General features: G+C 72.1%; 14 protein-coding genes, 2 tRNA genes and 1 pseudogene. 5 read left to right on the top strand and 12 right to left on the bottom strand.

Annotated elements, in window-relative coordinates:
- Positions 1-114: 114 nt before the first annotated feature.
- The gene (locus tag DDW44_RS20345; RefSeq protein WP_108907293.1) at positions 115-531 is read left to right on the top strand and encodes a Fur family transcriptional regulator; all 417 of its coding nucleotides are present in this window, start codon (positions 115-117) and stop codon (positions 529-531) included.
- 427 nt (positions 532-958) lie between these two features.
- Here the strand turns inward: DDW44_RS20345 and DDW44_RS20340 are convergent.
- A tRNA-Met gene (locus DDW44_RS20340) sits at positions 959-1032 on the bottom strand.
- Between the two features lie 603 nt (positions 1033-1635).
- Between DDW44_RS20340 and DDW44_RS33375 the strand changes: the two genes are divergently transcribed.
- A complete protein-coding gene (locus DDW44_RS33375) occupies positions 1636-2703 on the top strand; it encodes an amidase family protein (RefSeq protein ID WP_341867091.1) in 1068 nt (355 codons plus the stop codon).
- 465 nt (positions 2704-3168) lie between these two features.
- On the opposite strand, the pseudogene DDW44_RS33565 reads toward DDW44_RS33375, so the two are convergent.
- From DDW44_RS33565 to DDW44_RS20305, 3 genes and pseudogenes are all read right to left on the bottom strand, one after another.
- Positions 3169-3276: pseudogene (locus DDW44_RS33565) on the bottom strand (hypothetical protein); the annotation flags it as partial.
- Between the two features lie 466 nt (positions 3277-3742).
- Positions 3743-3816 (bottom strand) — tRNA-Met (locus DDW44_RS20310).
- A 62-nt stretch (positions 3817-3878) separates the two neighbouring features.
- Entirely contained in the window at positions 3879-6791 is a 2913-nt protein-coding gene (locus tag DDW44_RS20305) for a UPF0182 family membrane protein (protein WP_170812777.1), read from the bottom strand.
- 175 nt (positions 6792-6966) lie between these two features.
- Between DDW44_RS20305 and DDW44_RS20300 the strand changes: the two genes are divergently transcribed.
- The gene (locus DDW44_RS20300; protein ID WP_108907291.1) at positions 6967-7533 is read left to right on the top strand and encodes a PPA1309 family protein; all 567 of its coding nucleotides are present in this window, start codon (positions 6967-6969) and stop codon (positions 7531-7533) included.
- A gap of 132 nt (positions 7534-7665) precedes the next feature.
- Here DDW44_RS20300 and DDW44_RS20295 read toward each other — a convergent pair whose 3' ends face one another.
- The 4 genes from DDW44_RS20295 to DDW44_RS20285 form a co-directional block, all read right to left on the bottom strand.
- Positions 7666-8754, bottom strand: coding sequence for a YlbL family protein (locus DDW44_RS20295; RefSeq protein ID WP_166802800.1), 1089 nt, complete (start codon positions 8752-8754; stop codon positions 7666-7668).
- 174 nt (positions 8755-8928) lie between these two features.
- On the bottom strand, positions 8929-9099 hold the full coding sequence (locus DDW44_RS32125) for a hypothetical protein (RefSeq protein WP_017947139.1): 171 nt from the start codon (positions 9097-9099) through the stop codon (positions 8929-8931).
- Between the two features lie 257 nt (positions 9100-9356).
- A complete protein-coding gene (locus tag DDW44_RS20290; RefSeq protein WP_017947140.1) occupies positions 9357-9815 on the bottom strand; it encodes a molybdenum cofactor biosynthesis protein MoaE in 459 nt (152 codons plus the stop codon).
- A gap of 204 nt (positions 9816-10019) precedes the next feature.
- Positions 10020-11132, bottom strand: a complete 1113-nt coding sequence (locus DDW44_RS20285; protein ID WP_026165174.1) for an SDR family oxidoreductase — start codon at positions 11130-11132, stop codon at positions 10020-10022.
- A gap of 221 nt (positions 11133-11353) precedes the next feature.
- Here DDW44_RS20285 and DDW44_RS20280 point away from each other — a divergent pair, with 221 nt between their 5' ends.
- Entirely contained in the window at positions 11354-12772 is a 1419-nt protein-coding gene (locus tag DDW44_RS20280) for a zinc-dependent metalloprotease (RefSeq protein ID WP_017947143.1), read from the top strand.
- Entirely contained in the window at positions 12769-13293 is a 525-nt protein-coding gene (locus tag DDW44_RS20275) for an NUDIX hydrolase (RefSeq protein WP_108907289.1), read from the top strand. The genes DDW44_RS20280 and DDW44_RS20275 overlap by 4 nt, the downstream gene beginning before the upstream one ends.
- Positions 13294-13666: 373 nt before the next feature.
- Here the strand turns inward: DDW44_RS20275 and DDW44_RS20270 are convergent, their stop codons facing one another.
- From DDW44_RS20270 to DDW44_RS20255, 4 genes are all read right to left on the bottom strand, one after another.
- A complete protein-coding gene (locus tag DDW44_RS20270) occupies positions 13667-14422 on the bottom strand; it encodes an AIM24 family protein (protein WP_017947145.1) in 756 nt (251 codons plus the stop codon).
- 19 nt (positions 14423-14441) lie between these two features.
- Positions 14442-15122, bottom strand: coding sequence for an AIM24 family protein (locus tag DDW44_RS20265; protein WP_027733493.1), 681 nt, complete (start codon positions 15120-15122; stop codon positions 14442-14444).
- Positions 15123-15136: 14 nt separating this feature from the next.
- A complete protein-coding gene (locus DDW44_RS20260; RefSeq protein WP_108907288.1) occupies positions 15137-16741 on the bottom strand; it encodes a TerD family protein in 1605 nt (534 codons plus the stop codon).
- Positions 16742-16852: 111 nt separating this feature from the next.
- Entirely contained in the window at positions 16853-17449 is a 597-nt protein-coding gene (locus tag DDW44_RS20255) for a M48 metallopeptidase family protein (RefSeq protein ID WP_017947148.1), read from the bottom strand.
- Positions 17450-17683 lie beyond the last annotated feature (234 nt).

Below are 17683 nucleotides of genomic sequence, written 5' to 3'. Positions count from 1 at the left end.
CTGTCCCTTGGCTAATGATGTTCACGATCCTACAATGGACATTATCTAAGTCAAATGCCCATCCAAACTCACATCCGTTCGGGACCCGCTCCCCCGACTGTTAGGCTGATACGCATGAGCGACCTGTTGGAACGCCTGCGCGGACGCGGCTGGCGCATGACCGCGCAGCGGCGCGTCGTGGCCGAGGTCCTCGACGGTGAGCACGTCCACCTGACCGCCGACGAGGTGCACGCCCGCGCGGTCGAGCGGCTGCCGGAGATCTCCCGGGCCACGGTCTACAACACCCTGGGTGAGCTGGTCTCACTGGGCGAGATCCTGGAAGTGGCGACGGACCACCGCGCCAAGCGGTACGACCCGAACGCCCACCGCCCGCACCAGCACCTGGTCTGCGCGCGCTGCGGCGCGATCCGGGACGTCCACCCCGACGGCAATCCACTGACGGACCTGCCCGACTCGGAGCGCTTCGGCTTCACGATCTCGGACGTCGAGGTCACCTACCGGGGCCTCTGCCCGAGCTGCGCGAGCGCCTAGCACCGCGCGGGGCGGGACCCCGCGACCGCTTCACGGGCGGGCCGCCACGGCCCGCCCGTTCCCGTCCTCGTTCCGTACCCGTCCGGTTCCCGTTCCGTCCCCGTACCCGTTCCACCGACGGCACTCGTCCGGCCGGCCCTCCCTCGGCGGCTCTCCGCCCGGCCGCCGGCGCACCCGCCGGCGCACCCGCCGGCCCACTGCGCCGCCCGCGGCCGGCGAGGAGCGCCACGCGCCACGCCCGACCGGGATCCGCTCGCCCCGGGACCTCACCGCGAAGGCCGCCCCCCGGGATCCGCTCGCCGGGGTCGGGCCGCCGGTCGGCCCGACCCGGATTCGGCCCACTCCAGCCCACCGCCCACTCCGGCCCACTTCGGCCGGCAACGCGCCGAAGGCCCGGATCCAGTGGATCCGGGCCTTCGGTCTTCAGTAGCGGGGACAGGATTTGAACCTGCGACCTCTGGGTTATGAGCCCAGCGAGCTACCGAGCTGCTCCACCCCGCGTCGGCGTGCTCAACAGTACGACACCCCGCGGACCAGAGCAAATCCGTATCCGATCAGCCGTTCGGGCCGCTGAGCCGTGTGACGCCTGCCTCAGGCCGTGAGCTCCTGGTGCAGCGCCTCACGGAGCGCGGCCGCCCGATCCGCGACCTCGGCGGGCCCCAGCTCCACCGCGCGGGCGCACCAGCGCTGGCCCTCCGCCAGCTCCCCGCGGCGCGCGGCCAGCAGGGCGAGCCGGAGCGCCGCGCGCCCGTGGCCCGCGCGGGCCGCACGGGCCCACCAGAGTGCGGCCTCGCGCTCGTTGCCCTCACGGGCCAGCAGCAGACCCAGGTTGAACGCGCCGTTGCGGCTGCCCGCCTCCGCCGCCTCCCGGTACCAGCGGGCGGCCTCGGAGACGTCGCCACGGGCCGCGGCGAGCATGCCGATACGCACCTGCGCCCGGCGGTGCCCCTGCACGGCGGCCCGCTCGTACCACTCCTCGCACTCGGTCTTCTCGCCCATCGGCTCACCCAGCGCGGGCGCGCCGGGCGGCGGCTGGCGCGCGTCCAGCAGCGTCGCGAGCCGGAACGCCGCCTCGGCGCTTCCGCTGCCGGCGGCGCAGCGCAGATGCCGCTCCGCCGCATGCTCGTCCCCGTCGCGCAGAGCGGCCATCCCGACCTGCAGGGCGGCCTCCGTGTGCCCGGCGGCCGCCGCCCGGGCGTACCAGCGCAGCGCCGCACGGTCCTCGTCCCGCCCCGCGTAGAGGATGCCGAGGTTGAACGCGGCGTCCACGCTGCCCGCCTCGGCGGCCTTGGAGAACCAGGGCTCGGCACCGGCCGGGTCCCCGGCCTGCAGCAGCAGCACGGCGAGCGCGTTGGCGGCCTCGCGGTGCCCGGTGTACGCGGCACGGCGGTACCACTGCTCGGCCTGCCCGGTACGGCCCTGGGCCGCGCACAGCAGACCGAGGTTGTACGCCCCGTTCACATCGCCCGCGTCCAGGGCGGCGCGGTACCAGCGCTCGGCGGACTGGTGCTCACCGCGGGCGGCGTGCAGCGCGCCCAGCGCGTTGGCAGCGTTGCCATCGCCGTCCTGGGCGGCCCGCAGCCACCACACGGCTGCGCCCTCCTCGTCGCCGGCGTCCTTCAGCAGGAACCCCAGGGCGCAGGCGGCCCGCGCCTCGCCGTCCCTGGCGGAGGTGAGGTACCAGCGCGCAGCCTCCTTCAGCTCGCCCCGGCGCTCCAGGATGCCGCCGAGGTGCAGCGCGGCCCTGCGGTGCCCGCGGGCGGCCGCCTGCCGGTACCACTGCTCCGCCTCGTCCTGGCGCTCGGACGCCCCGGACACCGCGCCCGCGGTGGGGCCGTCGGCCACCACGGACACGGCCGGGCCGGAAGGCTCGGCGGCACTGCGGGGGATGACCTTGAAGTTGTCCAGGGTCTCCTGCGTGCTCTTGATGTCCTGGAAGGTCTGGACGGGCAGCTCGCGGGCCCCTGGCCCTGGAACGTGCTCGGCTGGCCGGGCGTCAACGTCCCCGCGGGCTTCACCTCCGACGGTCTTCCCGTCGGGGCGCAGCTGCTCGGCCCGGAGGGCACGGAGGAGCTGCTGATCTCGCTCGCCGCGCAGTTGGAGGCCGACCGGCGATGGTACGAGCACCGCCCCGACCCGCTGAGGACGTGGAGCGCCCCGGTGGAACAATGACGCGCATGCCCAGCCAGACCAGCGCCTCCGCGGAGCCCGCCGCAGCCGCCACTTCGGCTCGGCCGCGCCGCCGGTCGTACCGGCCACGGCCGCGCCGGTGTCACCGGGCCTGCGGGGCCCCTTGCCGCCGGCGGCCGCGACGGGGCGGCGGGCCGCCGGAGCGCCACCGCCCGGCGATCGCCGCTCGAGCGCACGTGCCAGCCGGTACGCGGCCTCGCGGTGGCCCTGCTCGGCGGCCGCGCGCAGCCAGCGCTCGGCACCCGGCTCGCTGCGGTGCTCGAGCAGATCGGCCAGGGCGTAGGCGCCGAGGGCGTGCCCCTGCTCGGCGGACTGGCGCAGCCAGTACTCGGCGGCCGGCTCGTCGCCCCGCTCCCGGAAGTGCCGGCCGAGCGCGTGCGCCGCCGCCGCGGAACCGGCGACCGCGGCGATCCGCCACCAGCCGGCCGCCTCGTCGGCGTAGCCGCGCTGGTGCAGCAGCACACCCAGATTGTTCGCGGCGGCGCGGTCCCCCTCCGCGGTGGCCGTGCGCAGATGCGGCTCCGCTCCGTCAAGGTCGCCCCGGCGCAGGAGCATCGCCCCCAGGACGCTCATGGACGCCACGTCGCCCGCCTCGGCGCCGCGACGGTGCCGGGCCTCGGTCTCCGCCTCGGCGTCGGTGACCGGCAGCGGTTCCACGGGCGTCAGGGACTCGAGCGGGTCCACGGCGTCGACGGCGTCGACGGCCGTCGCATCGGCCACACCCACCGCCGCTCCGGCGGTGACGGCGTGCTCGTGCGCAAACCGCCCCATCTCCAACAGAGTTGTCCCGTCCCCCATGAAATCCATCGTCGCACCACCTGCAACCCGCGTACACCTGGTATACCGCAGCCAGTGAGGTCACTTCAGCGTTTTGTCGACATGCCCACAGAGAGACAAGTCAAACACGCAGCACTCCAGAGCGCCGGACTCAACCCGCCCGAATCGGGACAGACTTCGGGAACAATTTCCCCCGCACACGCCGAGGGCCCGGATCCTGATGGATCCGGGCCCTCGATCTCAGTAGCGGGGACAGGATTTGAACCTGCGACCTCTGGGTTATGAGCCCAGCGAGCTACCGAGCTGCTCCACCCCGCGTCGTTGTGTACCTACCGTACCACGGTGCGGAGTGGAGCCCGTCCGGTGAACCACCCGTTCGGTCAGCCTCCGGGTTTACGCGACGGTGCCCCGGGGGCCGCCTGCGACTGTGCCGCCGCCGCCCGGTCCAGCGCCGCCTGCAGATCGGCCTGGGCCTTGCCGTACGCCGTCCAGTCGTTCTTCTTGAGCGCCTCCTGGCCCGCCTCGTACGCCTTCTGGGCGTCCGCGATGGCCTGCTTCAGCGCCGCGCTGCCCGTCGCCGGCGGCTGGGGCGTGGTGTCGCCCGGCTCCGCCGGAGGCTGCGTCGTGGGCGGCGGCTCGGCACCGTCGACCCCGAACACCGCGTTCAGCGCCTCGTCGAGGCTGTCCTTGAAGACCGGCTTGCCGCCGTAGGACACCGCCACCTTCTTCAGCAGCGGGTAGTTGGCGGCGCCGCCTCGGGCGTACACCGGCTCGACGTACAGGAACCCGCCGTCCAGCGGAACCGTCAGCAGGTTGCCGTAGTCGATCTCCGAATCGGTGCCCCGCAGGTCGCGGACGAACGTCGCGACCTCCGGCACGCTGTTGAGCTCGCTCTGCACCTGGGACGGCCCCTGCACGGTGGAGGTCACCCTCAGCAGTCTGATCGAGCCGTAGTCCTTGCTGTTCGCATCGGCGTCGACGGCCATGAACGCGCCCAGGTTGGGCCGCCCGCTGGGCGTGAACGTCGTCGTCAGCGAGAACTTCTGCTCCTGCTCGCCCGGCATCTTCAGGCTCAGGTAGTACGGCGGGACCGCGCTGCCGTCCTTCTGCGTCGGGTCGTTCGGCACCTGCCAGGCGTCACTGCCGGTGTAGAACTGCTCGGGGTCCGTCACGTGGTACCGGGTGAGCAGCTCCCGCTGGACCTTGAACATGTCCTGCGGGTACCGGAGGTGGGCCAGCAGGTCCGGCTCGATCTCGCCCTTGGGCTTGACCGTGTCCGGGAAGGCCTTCATCCAGGTCTTGAGGACCGGGTCCTTGGTGTCCCACTGGTACAGGTCCACCGTGCCGTCGTAGGCGTCGACCGTGGCCTTCACCGAGTTGCGGATGTAGTTGACCTGGTTCTGCTGCGCCACGACGGCACGCTGGCTGTCGGTCAGCGAGTCGGCCGTGGTGTCCCCGAGCGTCGTGCGCGAGGCGTAGGGGTACCCGTTCGTCGTGGTGTAGGCGTCGACGATCCACTTGATGCGGCCGTCGACCACCGCCGGGTAGGCGTCGCCGTCGATGGTGAGCCAGGGGGCCACCGCCTCGACGCGCTCCTTGGGCGTGCGGTTGTAGAGGATGCGCGAACCGTCGCCGATCGCTCCGGAGTAGAGGATCTGCGGCTCGCTGAACGCCACCGCGTACGCGGCCCGGTTGAAGGCACCGGAGAGGTCGACCCCGCTCTTGCCCTTGAAGCTGGTGGTCACCTCGCCGTTCTTCTCGTAGTCCAGCTCCTTCTGCGGCCCGCCGACGATCGAGTACTGCTCGGTCTTCTCGCCGTAGTAGACCCGCTGCTCGTACGTGCCGAGCTGGCCCTTGGTGGGCAGGCCGGACTCGATGAAGTCCGGGGCACCGACCGTGCCCTGGTCCTCGTCGGTGATCGTGTTGGTGCCCTTGGCCGCGATCGCGCCGAAGCCGTGGGTGTAGGTGAAGTGGTCGTTGATCCAGTTGCGCTTGGGGATGCCCTTGATGTTCAGCTCGCGCAGACCGATGACCGTGTCCTGCGGCTTCCCGTCGGGGCCGGTGTACCGGTCCACGTCGAGGGTCGCGGGGAACTGGTAGTACTTCCGCTCCTGCTGGAGCTGCTGGAAGGCGGGCGAGACGATGTTCGAGTCCACGAGCCGGTAGCTGGCCGCCGTGGCGGCCTGCTCGCGCTGCTGGGCCTTCCGCTTCGGGTCGCCCTTGCCCCCGTAGTTCTCGGCCTTCGCCGCGTCGATGCCGTACGCCTCACGCGTGGCGTCGATGTTCTTCTTGATGTACGGGGCTTCCTTGGCCTGCTCGTTCGGCTGGACCTGGAACTTCTGCACGATGGCCGGGTACAGACCGCCGATGAGGATGGCCGAGAGCACCATCAGCCCGAAGCCGATCATCGGCAGCTGCCAGGTGCGCCGCCAGAGCGTCGCGAAGAACAGCAGGGCGCAGATGACCGCGATGCAGAACAGGATCGTCTTCGCCGGCAGATAGGCGTTCGCGTCGACGTACCGCAGGCCCGTCCAGTTGCCCGCCGCCTTGAAGTCACTGGACTTGACGGCCAGGCCGTACCGGTCCAGCCAGTACGCCACGGCCTTGAGCGCGACGAAGATCCCGAGCAGCACCGACAGATGGCCGGTGGCCGCGGCGGTGGCGCGCGCGCCGGGGCTGGTGACCCGCAGCCCGCCGTACAGGTAGTGGGTGAGGACCGCGGCGATCAGGGAGAGCACCACCGCGGCGAAGCCGAAGCCCAGCAGGAACCGGTACCAGGGCAGGTCGAACGAGTAGAACGCCACGTCCATCCCGAACTGGGGGTCCTTCTGGCCGAACGGCACGCCGTTGACCCACATCAGCCAGGTGCGCCACTGGGAGGAGGCGGACGCTCCGGCGATCAGACCGACGAGCGCGGTGATCCCCAGGAGCGCCCACTTCTTGTACGGGGCGATGCCCATGCGGTACCGGTCGAGGCTCTGCTGCTCGAGCGACATCGCGCTCAGCGGCGGCCTCAGCCGGTGCGCCAGCCAGATGTTCAGCCCGACGGAGGCGGCCATCAGCAGGCCGAAGACCACGAACAGGCCGATCTTGGTCCAGAGGGTCGTGGTGAACACCGACGAGTACGCCACCGAGCGGTACCAGAGCCAGTCGGTCCAGAACCCGGCGAACATGACAAAGGCCATGGCGAGCACGGCCAGCACGCCGAGCGTCATCAGCAGCGTCCGTACGCGCCGGGACGGCCGGCCCACTCTCATCCGTGGCCCGGTCGGGCCTCCGCCGCGGTCCGGCATCTGGAAAGCCAACGTGCGCCCCTCGAGTTCGCGGTTGTATAAGCGTTGTCCGGTGCCGTCCCATGCGTCCGGCACCTCTGCTGCAGGCCCACGCGATCGTAGGGCCCACTCATGCAACTTACTGAAGCTTTACCTAGTTCCCGACTCCGGGGCCGGAGGAGGCAGGATATTGAGCATGTCCAACGTTTCCCCCGGCGGCCCCCCGATGGCCGCGAGCCCGCTCACCCGCGCGGTGCTCGAAATCGACGAGTACGCCTCCGGCCTCGGCTGGGACCAGCCGGCCCGGCTCTTCGCCCTCGTCGACACCGCACAGCTGCGCGCCCAGGAGCCGGGTCTCGCCGCCCAGCTCGGTCTCGACGAACCCGACGGAGCGGACGCGGCCGCTCCGCTGACCCCGGTCGAGCAGGACGAGATCCCCTCCGGCACCCCGCTGGACGAGTTCCTCGGAACGATCGCCTGGCCCGACGCGGTGGCGGGGTGCGCACTCACCGTGGAGCGGCTGATGCTGCCGCCGTCCGCGGAGACCTCCGTCCCCGAGGGCCTCGACGAGGCGGGCCTGGCCGCCTGGGTGGCCGCGCATCCGGACCGCCAGGAGGTCCGGATGACCGTGGCGGTGCTGCGGGACGGCGCCAGGGAGTCGGCACTGCGGCTGCGGGAGAAGGACTCCCCGACCGAGGTGCTCACCGGAGCCGACCTGGTGCCGGGGCTGGCCGAGGCCCTCTCGGCGACGTTCGAGGTGTGACGGCGCGCAACCGCGCCGAGGAGTGCCAAGAGGGGCGTGCCGCGGTCGCGGCACGCCCCTCTGCCCCCGTGCGGAAGCCCGTTCGGCCGCGAGCGGGGCCGGTGCGGGCGCCTCGCTCCCCGAGGGGGCCGCTCAGCCCTCCGAGCAGCCGGGCAGACCGGCGGTCTTCCCGGTGCGGATCTTCTCCAGCGACTTCGTCGCGTCGTCGATCGTCTTCACCCTGACCAGCGTGAGGCCGTCGGGGACGTCGGAGGCCGCGGCGGCGCAGTTGTCGCTCGGCGTCAGGAAGTACTCCGCCCCCGCGTTCCGCGCGCCGACCAGCTTCATCTCGATGCCGCCGATGGGTCCGACCACGCCCCGGTCGTCGATCGTCCCCGTACCGGCGATGAACCTGCCCCCCGTGAGGTCCACCGGGCTGAGCTTGTCGACGATCCCCAGGGCGAACATCAGCCCCGCGCTCGGGCCGCCCACGTCGGCCAGCTTGATGTCGACGGAGAACGGGAAGGTGTGGTCCGTACCGGCCGTGATGCCCACGATCGTCCGCTTGGCCTGCTCCGACCGCACCGTCCCGACCTGCACGTCCTGGGAGGTCGTCGGTTCCCTGCCGGCCTTCTCCGCCGCGGCCGCCTCCTTGGCCGGGACGATGGTGAAGGTCACCTTGGCGCCGGGCTTGTGCTTGACCACGGCCTTGGAGACGTCGTCCGGCTTCTTCACCGGCGTACCGTCGACCGCCCTGATCACATCACCCGCGTGCAGGGCGCCCTGGGCCGGGCTGTCCTTGCGGACCGAGGACACGACGACCCGGGAGCTCACCGGGATCCCCAGCTCGCGCAGAGCCGCGACCTTGGCACTCTCCTGGGACTGGCTGAACTCCTCCGCGTTCTCCTGGTTCGACTGCTCCTCGGTCTTGCCGTCCGGGTAGAGCGTCTCGTGCGGCACCACGACGTTGTCATGAGCCAGCCAGCCGTACACGACCTCCGCCAGGTTCATCTTGTAGTCCGCGCCCGTGACCCGGACCGTCGTCATGTTGAGGTGACCGGAGGTCGGATAGGTCTTCCGGCCGGAGATCCGCAGGACCGGCTCGCCACCGGAGTCGCCGAGGGTGTTCACCGTGGGCCCGGGCGTCATCTCCGAGTAGGGCGGAGTCATGAACACACCCACGCAGAGCAGCACGATGAGGACCAGGGTGGAGGCGAGCATCGTCGCTGTGCGGCGTGGCATGGAACGACAGTACGGGACTGGTCCGTCAGTGCACCTGTCGGGCCGGTCCGTACGGGGCTCGCGGCAGGGCCGCCGCGCAGGGGCCGTGCCGGACGCCCCCGGAAGGCGACAGCAGCCCCCGAGCCGCCCCCGAAGAACCCCGGCTACGACCGGTCGACCGGTCGACCGGTCGGGTCAGACGGCGTCCGTCCCGGAGTGGGACCTCTCCATGGCGTCCCGGAAGCGTGCGTAACCGGCGAGCTCCGCGATGTCACCGGTGGTCCGGTTCCTCGATGCCCAGCTCCCCCATATCGCCGCGCCGACGACGGCGAAAAGCGGGATCAGCAACCAAGCGAGCGCCGCCATCACGACCTCCCTACCCCATGAGCCGGAACCACTGCCTGTGCAGCCGACCGATCAGCAGATTAACCGGGTGCCGCTTCAACGCTGGTGCCAGGGGGGCGGTTACGCAAATCGGGCCCATGGCCGCCGGGGACGGCGTCACGCGCCCCTCCGACGGCACCGAGAGCCGCCCACCCGTCACCCGACCACCACCCCACAACGACGGCGCTACGCGCCGACCCACCCACCCGTCACCCGACCACCACCCCTGGAAGACGGCGCTACGCGCCGACCCATTCTTCGGTGCCGTCGGAGAACTGCTGGTGCTTCCAGATCGGGACCTCGTGTTTGAGGTCGTCGATGAGTGTGCGGCACGCCTCGAAGGCCTCACCCCGGTGCGGGCACGAGACGGCGACGACCACGGCCAGGTCCCCGATCTCCAGGTCGCCCACGCGGTGGACGGCCGCCAGCGCCCGGACCGGGTACTCGGCCGTGACCTTCTCGGCGATGCGGCGCATCTCGGCCTCGGCGGTGGGATGGCAGGAGTAGCCGAGCGCGTCGACGTCCGCGCCGCCGTCGTGGTTGCGCACGGTGCCCACGAACAGCGCCGTGCCCCCGGCCGCCGCATCGCCCACGGCGCGGAACACCTCGTCGACGGAGAGCGGGGTGTCCCGGATCGCCAGCAGCCGGATCGGGTCCTCCGCCGCCTGCTCACCCGGGTGATCGTTCATGCTTCCCATGGAGCCATCGTGCCGCACACCGCCGACATCCCGGAATAGCGCATTCGACCGGGCGGCGGCGAGGCAGCTTGGAGTCTCCTACAGAAGGGGACTCCACAGGTACAGAAGGACACTCCACAGGAGACATCCTCCTCGCCCTCCAGGGCAAGACCGCAGGGGCCTCCCGGCAGGAGACGCTGCGGCCCCCCGGGGCGAGTGCCCGGTTCAGAGACCTCGGCGCTTGCGGGCGCGGCGGACGAGCGCCGCAGTGCCGAGCAGGGCGACGGTCGCGCCCGCGGCGCCCGCCGCGGCGGTGGCGTCCTTGCGGCCGAGGCGGCGGCCCGCGACCGTGTGCCGGCCCTGGACCTCCTCGAGCAGCGCCCCCAGCACCTCCTCGTTGGTCCACCGGGGGCGCCAGCCGGCGTCGTGCAGCCTGCCGACGCTGACGACCCACGGGTGCATGGTGTACGCGAGGTCGCCCGCCGGGGAGGGGGTGAGGCCGATCCGGTGCAGCCGCGCCGCCGCCCCGAGGGCGACCGCCGAGGGCAGTTCCATGCGCCGGATACCGCTGAGCTCCTCGACCTCCTCCTGCTCCAGCCAGCCGTCGCAGCCGACCGCGAACTCTCCGTCGACCTTCTCCAGGGCGGCGTACTCCAGCGCGCTGACCAGGTCCTCGACATGGCAGAACTGCCAGGTCGGGCGGGATCCCGCGACGACCAGCAGCCTCGGCGACTCGAAGTAGCGGGTGAGCGCCGTGTCGGTGCCGCCGACCAGCACGGCGGGCCTGGCGACGGTGACGTTCAGCCCCGGGTGGGCGCGGGGCGCCCGGCGTCCCAGGCGCTCGATCTCCAGCAGGTCGCCGACGGCCGTGGCCTCCGCCGTGGCACGCAGCTCCGCGTCCTCGGAGAGCGGGACGTCGTTGTCGGCCAGCGCCCCGTAGACCATCGCCGAGGTGCACAGCACGACCCGGCGGACACCCGCGGCCGCGGCCGCGGTGAGCACGGTCTGCGTACCGCGGACGTTGTACGCGGTACGCGCCGCGGAATCGGTCTCGAGGTCCAGATCGAGCGCCAGGTGCACGACGACGTCGGCTCCGCGGAACTTCTCGGCGATCGCCGGGTCCCGCACGTCCAGGACGTGCCAGTGCGCCTCGGGCACGTCGCCCCGGCGCTCGTCGACCGCGATGACCCGGCCGATGTCGTCCGACGCGACGAGGCGCCTGGTCAGCAGGTCACCGACGCCGGAGGCGGCGCCGGTCACCGCGACCACGGGGCCGCGCCCCGCGGCCGGGGTCGAGGGGTTTCGCGTTGCGCGAACCTGCGGATCTGGGGAACTCACCGGGCGTCTCCAGCGGTTGTCTTCAGTACGTGCGCGGACGGTCGTGTACGTACCAGGTGGCGTCCATCCTGCCGCAGGCCGTGAGCCGGTGGAGCATCCAGCCCATGTCCGGCTTCACATGTCGACGCCTCCGCCGCCGGCCGGGCGCCGCTTAGGCTGGTGGTGTTGTCGGGCATTCGCCGCCGGCGGGAAGCCGGTGGCCCTACGAGCCGAGGAAACCCGTGAGTGACACCCCATTCGGATTCGGCCTTCCGCCGGAGGAGCCGGAGAACGGCGACGAGGGCAAGAAGAAGGACCCCGCCGGAGGTGGGCAGGGCTCCGGCGGCGGCCAGGGCGGCCCGGCGAACCCCTTCGGATTCGGGTTCCCGGGCGCGGGCGGTCCCGGCGGCGGCGCGGACAATCCGTTCGCCGCGATGTTCGGCTCGCTGAACCCGGCCGACCTCGGGGCGGCCTTCCAGCAGCTCGGCCAGATGCTGAGCTACGAGGGCGGTCCGGTGAACTGGGACATGGCGAAGCAGATCGCCCGTCAGACGGTCTCCCAGGGCACGCAGGACGGCACGAAGGACTCCAGCGTCGGCCCCGCCGAGCGCGCCGCGGTCGAGGAGGCCGTGCGTCTCGCCGATCTGTGGCTCGACGATGCCACGTCCCTGCCGTCCGGTGCCGGCACCGCCGTGGCGTGGAGCCGCGCGGAGTGGGTCGAGGCGACCCTTCCGGCGTGGCAGCAGCTCGTCGACCCGGTCGCCGAGCGCGTGGGCGTCGCCATGGGCGATGTGCTGCCCGAGGAGATGCAGGCCGTGGCGGGCCCGCTGATCGGCATGATGCGCTCCATGGGCGGCGCCATGTTCGGCCAGCAGATCGGCCAGGCCGTCGGCGTGCTCGCGGGCGAGGTCGTCGGATCGACGGACATCGGCCTGCCGCTGGGCCCGGCCCGGAAGGCCGCGCTGCTTCCGCTGAACATCGAGGCGTTCGGCAAGGACCTCGGCGTCCCCAAGGACGAGATCCGGCTGTACCTGGCGCTGCGCGAGGCCGCCCACCAGCGGCTCTTCGCCCACGTCCCGTGGTTGCGCTCGCATCTGTTCGGCGCGGTCGAGGGCTACGCCCGCGGGATCAAGGTCGACACGTCCAAGCTCGAGGACGTGGTCGGCCAGTTCGACCCCGCGCACCCCGAGCAGGTGCAGGAGGCACTCCAGCAGGGCATGTTCCAGCCGGAGGAGACCCCCGAGCAGAAGGCCGCGCTGGCCCGTCTGGAGACCGCGCTGGCCCTGGTCGAGGGGTGGGTGGACGCCGTGGTGCACAACGCGGCCAGGAACCGGCTGACCTCGGCGGACGCCCTGCGCGAGACGCTTCGCCGCCGCCGCGCCTCGGGAGGTCCGGCGGAGCAGACGTTCGCCACCCTCATCGGGCTCCAGCTGCGTCCGCGCCGGCTGCGGGACGCGTCCAGGCTGTGGGCGTCGCTCACCGACGCGCGCGGCGTGGACGGCCGCGACGGACTCTGGGCGCACCCGGACATGCTGCCGACGGCCACCGATCTCGACGACCCGGACGGATTCGTCCACCGTGAGCAGCTCGACTTCTCGGAGCTGGACAAGATGCTCGGCGAGGCGGCCGAGGGCCGGGACGGGGACGACACCGACTCGTGAGCCTGTACGACGACGCCATCCGCGTGCTCGAGGAGTACGACGGCGGGCAGGCAGAGCTGCGCCGGACCTATCTGGATCATCTGGCGGACCGTCCCGACGGCGTGTGGAAGGCGTGCCGGGACGGTCACATCACGGCCAGTGCCCTGGTCGTGGACCCGGCGCGGGAGCGGGTGCTGCTGACCCTGCACCGGAAGCTGGGCAGGTGGCTGCAGATGGGCGGTCACTGCGAGCCCGGTGACACCGCGCTGGCGGACGCCGCGCTGCGGGAGGCGATCGAGGAGTCGGGCATCACCGGGCTGACGCTGCTTCCCGGCGGTCCCGTGACGCTGGACCGGCATGCGATCCCGGCGCCGTGCCACTGGCACCTGGATGTGCAGTACGCGGCGCTGGCGGCCCCGGACGCGGCTCCCGCGATCAGCGACGAGTCACTCGATCTGCGCTGGTTCGGCTACGCGGAGGTGGCGGATGTCGCCGACGCGTCGGTGGTCCGTCTGCTGGAGCGCACCCGCGCTCGGCTCTGACGCGGCACCGGCACGGCTCCGACGCGGATCTGGGGCGGCTCTGGGGCGGCACCGGGACGCTCTCGGCCCGGCTTCGGCGGTGCCCGGGCCGTGCAGCGGCCGTGCCGGCACCTCCCTCGGTAGCCGAACCGTCCTCCCCGCTCCACGCCCCGGCCGGCTCGGGGCCCGGGCGGTCGTATCCGGCCGATCGCGGCAGACCGACCCGGCCGGCCGCTCGAGGCCGCCGATCGTGGCCGGGTGCCGGGTGCCGGGCGTCCGGGACCGGCCGCGGACGGGGCCGGGGCAGGGGGCCGGGGTCGGGGGACCGGTCAGGCGCCGGGCGGGTCGGGGGCGGTCCGTCGTCGCGTACCGCCCCCGACCGGTCGCCGGGTGCTCAGCTCCAGACGTTGCCCTGGTTCTGGCCGCGGGATCCGTGCTGGCCCGCGCCGAACTGGGCCCGTACGCCCTGACCCACCTGGGCGTTCTGCGGCGGCAGCACCTCACTGGGCTGGACCAGCGCGAAACCCTGCCCGAGGAAGCTCAGTTCCCAGCCCTCCCCCGTGTTGCCCCGGCGCCGCCAGACGCCGGTGGAGTGGGTCTGCGCCTGCATCTGCACCCGCAGCGAGGAGGACCAGGCGACGATCGCGTCGGCGTCCACGTTGACGTACTTGTCGGGGGTGACCTGCATCATCAGCGGCTGACCCGAGGTCATCAGCGCGACCTTGCCCCGCCCCGAGATGTTGAGCTGGTACTTCCCGGAGCCGGAGATGCCGTACTGGCTGTCCACGGCGATGACCTCCGTGTGCAGCGTGGAGTCCAGCGCCAGTACATAGGCGCTGTCGACCGTGATGCCCTCCTGGTCCACGTCCACCACGTGGACGTACTGGGCGAGGTTGGCGAAGTAGACCGTGCCCTGGCCCGAGCAGCGCATCAGGTCGAGGCCCTCGCCGGTGCGCGCACGGGCGCCGCGCCGGTTCCCCGGCTGGTACTCGCCGTCGAAGTCGATCAGTCCCTGGTAGGCGACCATCGCGCCCTTGCGGGCGAGGACATCGTCGTGCCCGGTGAGCGCGACCCGCAGGAGCTGCGGGTTCTGCACGACGTAGCGGTCCTGGGACTGCTGCTCCGCGTGGCTGAAAAGCGGACTCTGCATGATGTGTTCTCGCTCCCCCTCAGCCCCGGACCCGCAGTCGGTCGGTGCTGTCCTCACTCGGCTGTACGACGACGATGCCCTGGCCCGAGAAGGCCATCTGGAAGGCCTCTCCGCTGCCCCGCCCGATCAGGGAGGAGGCCTTGAAGCTGCGCTTGCCCTTCACCTTCAGGTTCGGCGACCAGGCCACGAGGGCGTCCGGGTCGACGTAGGTCTCGTCCTCGCCGCGGCCGCAGTCCACGACGACGGGCGTGCCGCGCGAGGTGAGCGCGACCCACCCGGTACCCGAGACCGTGATGTTCCACAGCCCCTGGCCCGCGAACTTGGCGAGGCCCTTGACCCTCTCGACGCCCCACTGCAGATGCGCGTCGAAGGCCAGCAGATTGGTGCCGTTGACCGAGATCGAGTCGTTGTCGAGGTTGACGACCACGACGTCGGCGCCGTAATCGGCGAGGTAGAGCAGTCCGTCTCCGGAGCACTTCATGATGGGCGCGCCCTCGCCGGTGACCCACTGGCCGGCGATCTGCCGGACGGCGGGCGGGTTCGGCTCGTACTGGATGAAGCCCTCGTAGGCGACCATCGAGCCGGCACGGGCGAACAGGTCCTGGCCGGAGGCCATGGCGACCTTGAGCATCGTGCGGCCGTGGTTCTCCATCCGGGCCACCACGGGCGTCGGGGCGAAGCCCGCGAGTTGCTGGTTCATTTCTCCGGGCTCCCTCAGACCTCGTAGGGCTGGACGACGACGAAGTTGCCGGGGGCTCCCCGGAACTGGAGGTTCACGGTCTCTCCGCTGTGGCCGGGGTAGGCGTTGCGGCGCAGCCGCACCTGGCTGGAGAGGATCACCTGGGACGCCGCCGACCAGGCCACGACGGCGTTGGAGTCGGCGAACGTGGTGGGCGTCACCGGGAGGACCACCGGGGTGCCGTGGGTCTTGACGACGACCGTGCCGGTGCCCTGGAACTGCATGGTGAACAGCGCCCCGCCGGGTATGCCGTGTCCCTCGATACGGCGGACCTCGTGCTGCAGCGACTCGTCGAAGGCGAGCACGTTCTCCGCGGAGACGCAGATCGCGTCCCCCTGGAGCTCGATGGGATGCAGATGCGCGCCGCCCTCGGCGAGGAAGACCTGGCCGCGGCCGCTGCAGCGCATCAGCTGCATCTCCTGGCCCGTGGCGTTGCCGACGATCCGGCCGGAGAAGCCGGCGCCCTTGTAGCCGAAGTCGACCTTGCCCTGGTACATGACCATGCTGCCCTGGCGGGCGAGCACGGATGTGCCGCCCATGGCCAGGTCGACGCGCATGAGCTGCTGGTTCTGCGGGGTCCACCGCTGGCCGGTGGGGAGTTCCTTGTACGGCTGGAGGGCCGCCTGGAGGCCCGGGCCGGTCTGCGGGACTCCCTGGGGGACGCCCTGGGGGACGCCGGGCACGCCGTACGGGGCGGGCTGCTGCCCGTACGCGGCCGGTGGCGCCGGGGGCACCTGCCCCGCGGGCGGGCCCGGGATCTGCCCGAACTGCGGCTGCTGCGGGGGCTGTCCGTACGAGGGCGGCGGCGCCTGCGGCGGCACCGTGCCGACCGGCGGGGTCATCGGGGCGGCGATCGTCGGCGCGGAGTGCACCTGCGGGTCGGCCGGTGCGGGCGCGCCGAACCCGGGCGCGGGCTGCGGCGGCCGGCCGGCCTGCGGGGCCGGAGGCGCCGCGGGAACCCCGAACGGAGGGGGAGCGGCGGCGGGGGCGGGAGCGGCCGGCGGGGCGAACCCGGGCACGGCCTGCGGCGGCTGCTGCGGAGCGGGCTCCTCCTCGGCCACCTCGCCGCCGAAGTTCTTCAGCAGCGCGTCGAGGCCGCCGTCGAAGCCCTGGCCGACGGCGGCGAACCGCCAGACGCCCTTGAGGTAGAAGTCGCCCAGCATCACGGCGCGTTCGGTGGAGAACTCCGCGCCGGTGAAGGCGTAGCGGACGACTTCCTCGCCACCCGCGACGATCCGGATGTACCCGGGGCCGATCTGCGACATGTCACCGGCACCGTCGACGGTCGCGGTGAACGACAGCCGGTGGATGTGCGCCGGCAGGCGGTCCAGGGTGACCCGGAACGACTCCGTGTCGCCGGCCTGCGCACCGAGCAGCTGAATGGACTCCTCGGGTGACTTCGGCTGGTTGAAGAAGACGAAATAGCGGTCGTCCGAGAGCCGTTCGTCGGCGTCGAGCCCGAAACAGCTGATGTCGAAGCTCAGCCCGGGGGCGGAGATCTGCACGCCCACGTACAGATCGGTCCCCGGTGTCAGGTCACTGATCTTGGCCTTGTGGCCGCGTTGGAATTCCCTGGCCATGCGTAACGACCGTCCCCCATCCCGACGAAATGCGATTGCGTCGCGCCAGGCTAACGGCTTGCGGTGACATTGAGCCAAGCCGGGACGCATTCGGTACAGGATCGGAAGGCGTCACTCGCCGCGGGCGGCGGGCAGATGGGGCAGCCGGTCCGCGGCGACCACTCCCTCCAGGTAGCCGCGGGCGCGCTCGGTGCGCGGGTACCCGTCGAGGAGCCGCCAGAAGCGGGGCCCGTGGCCGGGCACCAGCAGGTGGGCCAGCTCGTGGAGGAGCACATAGTCCACCACGTACTCGGGCATGCCCTTCAGCCGGTGCGAGAGGCGGATGCTGCCCTCCGCGGGAGTGCACGACCCCCAGCGGGTGTTCTGGTTGGTCACCCAGCGCACCGACGCCGGCCGCGCGCGGCCGTCCAGGTACTGCTCGGAGAGCCGGCGGGCGCGCTCCGCCAGTTCCCCGTCGCCCAGGGTCCGCCTGCTCTCCTGGGCCGCGAGCTTGTCCAGCATCACCGTCACCCAGCGCTGCTCCTCGGCCTCGGTCATCCGGGCCGGGATGAGCACGACGGTCCGGTCGCCGTCCCGGTACGCGGAGACCGTTCTGCGGCGCCTGGCGCTGCGGCGGACCTCGACCGCGCTCGTCGCGGCGTGGTGGGAGGGCTGGGCGGTGGTACTGCGGTGCTGGCTCGGGGCGCGGAGCGGTCGGTCGGCGGGCACGCCCCGACGGTACCCGCTGGAGCAGGGGAAGTCCCGCCCCGGGCGGTCCGGGGCCGGCCGGGAGAACGGTCCGGGCCCGCACCACGGAACAGTGCGCACTATTCGAATGACTAATACCCCACACCTGTGGACAACTTTTCCGCCCTTCGGCGCGGGCGGGCATTCTGATGCCGGACGGAATCGGTCTCGCCGACGGGGCGCGGAGTTCTGCCGGATGGGGCGCCGAGCCTTGTC

The organism is Streptomyces tirandamycinicus (assembly GCF_003097515.1).
In the GTDB taxonomy this organism is placed as follows: Bacteria; Actinomycetota; Actinomycetes; order Streptomycetales; family Streptomycetaceae; genus Streptomyces; species Streptomyces tirandamycinicus.
This window is presented reverse-complemented; position numbering and strand designations above follow the sequence as displayed.

Bases quoted from the DNA above. Each gene is read 5' to 3' on its own strand.
- DDW44_RS20345 (WP_108907293.1), top strand. From the start codon at position 115: ATGAGCGACCTGTTGGAACGCCTGCGCGGACGCGGCTGGCGCATGACC.
- DDW44_RS33375 (WP_341867091.1), top strand. From the start codon at position 1,636: ATGCCGCTCCGCCGCATGCTCGTCCCCGTCGCGCAGAGCGGCCATCCC.
- DDW44_RS20305 (WP_170812777.1), bottom strand. From the start codon at position 6,791: ATGCCGGACCGCGGCGGAGGCCCGACCGGGCCACGGATGAGAGTGGGC.
- DDW44_RS20300 (WP_108907291.1), top strand. From the start codon at position 6,967: ATGTCCAACGTTTCCCCCGGCGGCCCCCCGATGGCCGCGAGCCCGCTC.
- DDW44_RS20295 (WP_166802800.1), bottom strand. From the start codon at position 8,754: ATGCCACGCCGCACAGCGACGATGCTCGCCTCCACCCTGGTCCTCATC.
- DDW44_RS32125 (WP_017947139.1), bottom strand. From the start codon at position 9,099: ATGGCGGCGCTCGCTTGGTTGCTGATCCCGCTTTTCGCCGTCGTCGGC.
- DDW44_RS20290 (WP_017947140.1), bottom strand. From the start codon at position 9,815: ATGGGAAGCATGAACGATCACCCGGGTGAGCAGGCGGCGGAGGACCCG.
- DDW44_RS20270 (WP_017947145.1), bottom strand. From the start codon at position 14,422: ATGCAGAGTCCGCTTTTCAGCCACGCGGAGCAGCAGTCCCAGGACCGC.
- DDW44_RS20265 (WP_027733493.1), bottom strand. From the start codon at position 15,122: ATGAACCAGCAACTCGCGGGCTTCGCCCCGACGCCCGTGGTGGCCCGG.
- DDW44_RS20260 (WP_108907288.1), bottom strand. From the start codon at position 16,741: ATGGCCAGGGAATTCCAACGCGGCCACAAGGCCAAGATCAGTGACCTG.